This is a genomic window from Curtobacterium sp. B8 (assembly GCF_000333315.1).
Lineage (GTDB): Bacteria > Actinomycetota > Actinomycetes > Actinomycetales > Microbacteriaceae > Curtobacterium > Curtobacterium luteum.
Genome location: NZ_BACW01000636.1, coordinates 1 through 5010 on the forward strand (window position 1 = coordinate 1; position 5010 = coordinate 5010).

The 5010-nt window shown below is 69.5% G+C and carries 3 protein-coding genes and 2 pseudogenes; 3 read left to right on the top strand and 2 right to left on the bottom strand.

From position 1 onward, the window contains the following. From I59_RS23665 to I59_RS20330, 3 genes and pseudogenes are all read left to right on the top strand, one after another. Window positions 1-200 (top strand): annotated as a pseudogene (locus I59_RS23665) (hypothetical protein); the annotation flags it as partial. After that, window positions 200-649, top strand: coding sequence for a DUF6804 family protein (locus I59_RS20325; RefSeq protein WP_022904891.1), 450 nt, complete (start codon window positions 200-202; stop codon window positions 647-649). The pseudogene I59_RS23665 and the gene I59_RS20325, both read left to right, overlap by 1 nt. A 172-nt stretch (window positions 650-821) precedes the next feature. Further along, window positions 822-2374 (top strand): annotated as a pseudogene (locus I59_RS20330) (stealth conserved region 3 domain-containing protein). A 150-nt stretch (window positions 2375-2524) separates the two neighbouring features. On the opposite strand, the gene I59_RS16985 reads toward I59_RS20330, so the two are convergent. Further along, window positions 2525-3484 (bottom strand): phosphodiesterase, encoded by a 960-nt coding sequence (locus tag I59_RS16985; protein WP_022904892.1) that lies wholly within the window; start codon window positions 3482-3484, stop codon window positions 2525-2527. Between the two features lie 172 nt (window positions 3485-3656). Next, window positions 3657-5010: cytochrome b (locus I59_RS16990; protein WP_022904893.1), on the bottom strand; the 1354-nt coding region annotated here is incomplete at its 5' end.

The window sequence follows — 5010 nt, forward strand, 5'->3', positions numbered from 1 at the left end:
GCGCANACCTCGACGCCTGGCCCGCGCTGGCTGACGGCGACCACCTCGCCGACCGCTTCACCGACGACGGGCTGCACCTCAACGACGAGGGGTACCGCGCCTACCTCGACGAACTCGAGCCGGCGCTCGAGCGGGTGCGCGGCCTCCCGCCGATGTCGCGGCCGTTCCGCGCGATCGACCTCGACGGCGCCTCCGCCTGATGGCGGCACGGAAGGGACGACCCACCATCGGGTCGTCCCAGCAGGGCGTGCCTGCGCGTCCCGCTCCCCGCACGCCGACTCGTCCGGCCCCCCGCAGCTCGGGCAGCGACAGGGAACTCCCGCCGTACACGCGGCCGGCGCTCGCACCGTCGCTGCTCGCGGCCGTGGTCCTCCTCGCGTGCGTGGCACTCGTCGACTCGTCGGCCTTCGTGTTCGCACGGTGGGGCGTCACCGTGCTCGCCCTCATCGTCCTGGTCTTCACCGTCCGCGGTCGGACCTGGTGGGCCGGACTCCTCATGGTCGCCGTGGCGGTGTGCTGGAACCCGCTCGTCGTCGTCCCGGTCCCCGGCGAGGCGTGGGCTGCGCTCCAGGTGGTCGCCGCGGCGCTGTTCATCGCCGTCGGGCTCGCGGTGAAGGTGCCACGGGAGACCGACCCGACCCGGTCCTGAGCGGCCGCTGCGTCGCCGACGGGAGGGCCGTGACGGGCGCGACCCGCGCCTCCCGTCCGACGGCGACGGACGTGCCCCGACCGCCCAGCTGCCGCGCGCACCCGCGGTCTGTCCGGACGGTAAGATCAGTCAGTCGGGTGCAGGACCCGGCCGATCGACCCGAAGGGCATGGATGAGCGACGAGACCGAGCCGGTGACCGAGAGTCCACTGCTGAACCCTCGACCGTCGTCCGGCGGTCTCGACCGGCCCGACGTCGTGATGCGCAAGGGTCGGCTGACGCTCATCAACGGCCACCTGACGCCGCAGCAGTCCATGATCGAGGACCTGCTGTTCCTCGACGACGCCCTCACCGCCGGTGACGTCGACCACCTCCTCATCCGCGGCAACGACCAGCGCCCCGTCATCGCCGTGGACGAGCGGGACCGCCAGCGTGCCGAGAGCGCCGTGATGGCGGCGGCCGCGAACGAGCCCTTCTACGCCAAGCCCCCGAAGCGCCCGGCCGTCCTGGTGCTCGACGACGGCTTCGGCGCTCCCGACGAGCCCGTGCTCCGCCTCTTCCGTCCGCGGCTCGAACCCCTCGGACGCCTCCGCTACGGAGCCGAGACGAGCGTGCAACTCGAGTTCTGGCGCGTCACGGACATCGAGGTGCTCGCGCCCGTCGAGAACGCCCTCATGCGCCGCAGTCTCCCCATCGACGAGTTCGTGGTGGCGGACATCGAGCGGTACGGGCGGACCTGGCGCACGGTCGAGCACATGTTCGACGACCACGTCTCCGACATCCGTTTCCCGATCGACATCGTGTTCTCGTGGGTCGACGGCAACGCGATCGAGTACCAGCGCGCCCGCCAGGCCGCGCAGGCGACCGCCGTCCTCGGAGAGGGCGACGACGCCCCCGCCCGCTTCCGGCAGATCGACGAGCTGAAGTACGCCTTGCGTTCGGTGCACACCTTCGCGCCGTGGATCCGGCAGATCTACATCGCGACGGACTCGCCGGCGCCCAAGTGGCTCGCCGACCACCCGAAGGTCCGGATCGTCCGCAGCGAGGAGTTCTTCGCCGACCCGTCCGTCCTGCCGACGCACAACTCGCAGGCGGTGGGATCGCAGCTCCACCACATCCCGGGCATCAGCGAGCACTTCATCTACTCAAACGACGACATGTTCTTCGGGCGGCTCGCTGACCCGTCGGTGTCTTCAGCCCGGGCTCGGTGACGAAGTTCATCGTGGCCGACACCCGCATCGGCCTCGGGTCGAACAACCCGGCGCGCAGCGGCTTCGAGAACTCGGCCCGGGTGAACCGGCGGCTCCTGCAGCAGCGGTTCGGCGCCGTCACGACGCGACACCTCGAGCACGCACCGACTCCGCTGCGCGCGTCGATCATGACCGAGATGGAGCACGAGTTCGCGGACGAGTTCCGTTCGACGGCGGCGTCACGGTTCCGTGCGGCGGACAACATCTCGGTGACGAACTCGCTGTACCACTACTACGCGCTGCTCACCGGCCGGGCGATCATCCAGGAGAACTCGTCGGTCCGCTACGTCGACACGACCATGCAGTCCGGGCTGAAGACCCTCGACGACCTGTTGAAGAAGCGCAACGTCGACTTCTTCTGCCTCAACGACGGCAGCTTCCCCGAGGTGAGCGACGAGGAGCGTACGGAGCGTGTGACGGACTTCCTCGAGAAGTACTTCCCGTTCCCGGCGCCGTGGGAGCGGCCCGGCGCGTAGGACGCGCCAGCGTCCGCCTGGGCCTGGGCCTGAGTCTGGGTCTGGGCCTGGGCTGGCCGTGGGTGTGGTCGCGAGACGCGCGCGCTCCGACGTTGCACCCGTCGATCGACCGGTGTTCCGTCGGAGCGCGCGCGTTGCCTCGGGCGACGACTACGGGTGGACGGGGGAGAGCGGTACCGAGTCCAGGGTGAAGACCGGGATGCTCGACGTCACCGGAGCCGGCTCGACGGCCGGGGGGATCCGGACGCCGGCAGCCGCGAGCCGCGCCTCGGTCTCGACGGCCGACACCGGTTCACCCACGGTCGCGTAGTGCCCGATCGGCACGACGGAGTGGACGACGTTGCGGCCGTACACGTGGACGAGGTTGAACGACTGGGCTCCGTCGCGACCCCGGGTCCCGGCTTGGAACTCCATGAGGTCCTGCGTGTAGCAGGTGGCGCTCGCGACCGACACCGGGATGCCCGCGAACACGGCGCTCGTCGAGTAGTGCAGGTGCCCGGCGATGATGCCGATCACGTCGCTGCCCTCGACGACCTCGGCGAGGCTCGCCTGGTCGCGCAGTTCGACGAGCACGGCGAGGTCTTGCACGCTCGGGACGGGCGGGTGGTGCATCGCAAGGATCGTGCCGTGCGGAGCCGCCTCCGACAGGACCTCGGCGAGCCAGTCGAGCTGCTCGGGGGAGACCTCGCCGTGGTGCGCGCCCGGCACGCTCGTGTCGAGGGTGATGACCCGGAGTCCGTTCACGTCGTAGACGAAGTCCACCGGGCGATCGGTGGGGTGCAGGCCGAAGAGCTCCTGGCGGAACGCGCCGCGCTCGTCGTGGTTGCCCATCGCCCAGATGACCTGTGCGCCGATGCGGGCCGCGGCGGGCTCCAGGAGGTCGCGCACCCGCGCGTAGGCTCCCGGCTCACCCTTGTCGGCAACGTCGCCGGTGACGACGATCGCTTCGGGGCGCGCCCCGGAGGCTTCGATGTCGGCGATGATCTCGGCCAGTCGCGCGGCCGGGTCGACGTCTCCGTAGAGGGGCCCGTCACCGCTGACGAGGTGGGTGTCGCTGAGGTGGAGGAGGAAGTGGTTCGGCCTGGGGTGTTCGGCCGTCCGGCTGTCCATCGGTTTCTCGTTCCGTTGGCGGATGCGTTGCACAACACGCTGCCACAGGAATCTGAATCGTTGATGAACTGCAGGGGGGTGTTTCGGGACGAACGAAACGGCGAACCCCCCGACCACGACGTGGCCGAGGGGTTCGCTGTGCTTCGCGCGGGGGTGAGACCGCTTCCGACCGTCAGTGGTTGCCGGCGCCCACAGCGGCAGCGGGGTGCTCACCCTCGGTCAGCTCGGGCCCGTGGTGCGCGGCGTGCGCAGCCTCGAGCTCGGCCTTCGTGACCGGGGCGATGCGGTCCTCGAAGAAGAACCGGGACACATTCGCGCGGGCCTTCTGGAGACCGGTGATCCGACCCCGAGCATCCGGACGGACCATGAGCGGCTTGTACTCGTTGAACTGCAGCAGGCGCCAGCGCTCGTACTCGTCGAGGGGCTCGTGCACCTCGATGTACTCGCCGTGGGGGAGTCGGACGATGCGGCCCGACTCGTAGCCGTGCAGCACGATCTCGCGGTCCTTCTTCTGGAGGGCCAGGCACACGCGCTTCGTGATCCAGAAGGCGACGAACGGGCCGAGGACCGTCGTGGCCTGGATCACGTGGATCACGTGGTCGATCGACACCATGAAGTGCGTCGCGATGATGTCCGACGAGGCCGCTGCCCAGAGGCTCGCGTAGAGCGTGATGCCGGCGGCACCGAGGCCCGTGCGGGTCGGGGCGTTGCGCGGACGGTCGAGGATGTGGTGCTCGCGCTTGTCGCCCGTGACCCAGGCCTCGACGAACGGGTAGATGAACATCGCCACGATGAGGCCCAAGAGGACCGCGATCGGCACGAGGATGTTGAACGACACCGTGTAGCCGAACCAGACGACCTCCCAGTGCGGGGGCACCAGTCGGAGCGCGCCGTCGGCGAAGCCGATGTACCAGTCGGGCTGCGTACCGGCCGACACCGGGGAGGGGTCGTACGGTCCGTAGTTCCAGATCGGGTTGATCGTGAACAGCGACGCGATGAGGGCGAGGATGCCCGCGACGATGAAGAAGAACCCACCCGCCTTCGCGGCGAACGCCGGGAGGATCGGGACGCCCACGACGTTGTCGTTGGTCTTGCCCGGACCGGCGAACTGCGTGTGCTTGTTGATGACGACGAGGACGAGGTGGACGCCGAGCACCGCGACGAGGATCGCCGGCAGCAGCAGGATGTGCAGCGTGTAGAGGCGACCGACGATGTCCGTGCCCGGGAACTCGCCACCGAAGAGCAGGTAGGCGATCCAGACACCGATCACCGGGACGCCCTCGATCATGCCGACGATGATCCGGAGACCGTTGCCGGACAGCAGGTCGTCGGGGAGCGAGTAGCCGGTGAAGCCCTCGGCCATGGCGAGCACCCAGAGGACGAAGCCGAAGACCCAGTTGAGCTCACGCGGCTTGCGGAACGCGCCGGTGAAGAAGACGCGGGCCATGTGCAGCATCACCGAGGCGATGAAGAGCAGGGCGGCCCAGTGGTGGATCTGTCGGACTCTAGAGGTCCCCGGTCCGAGC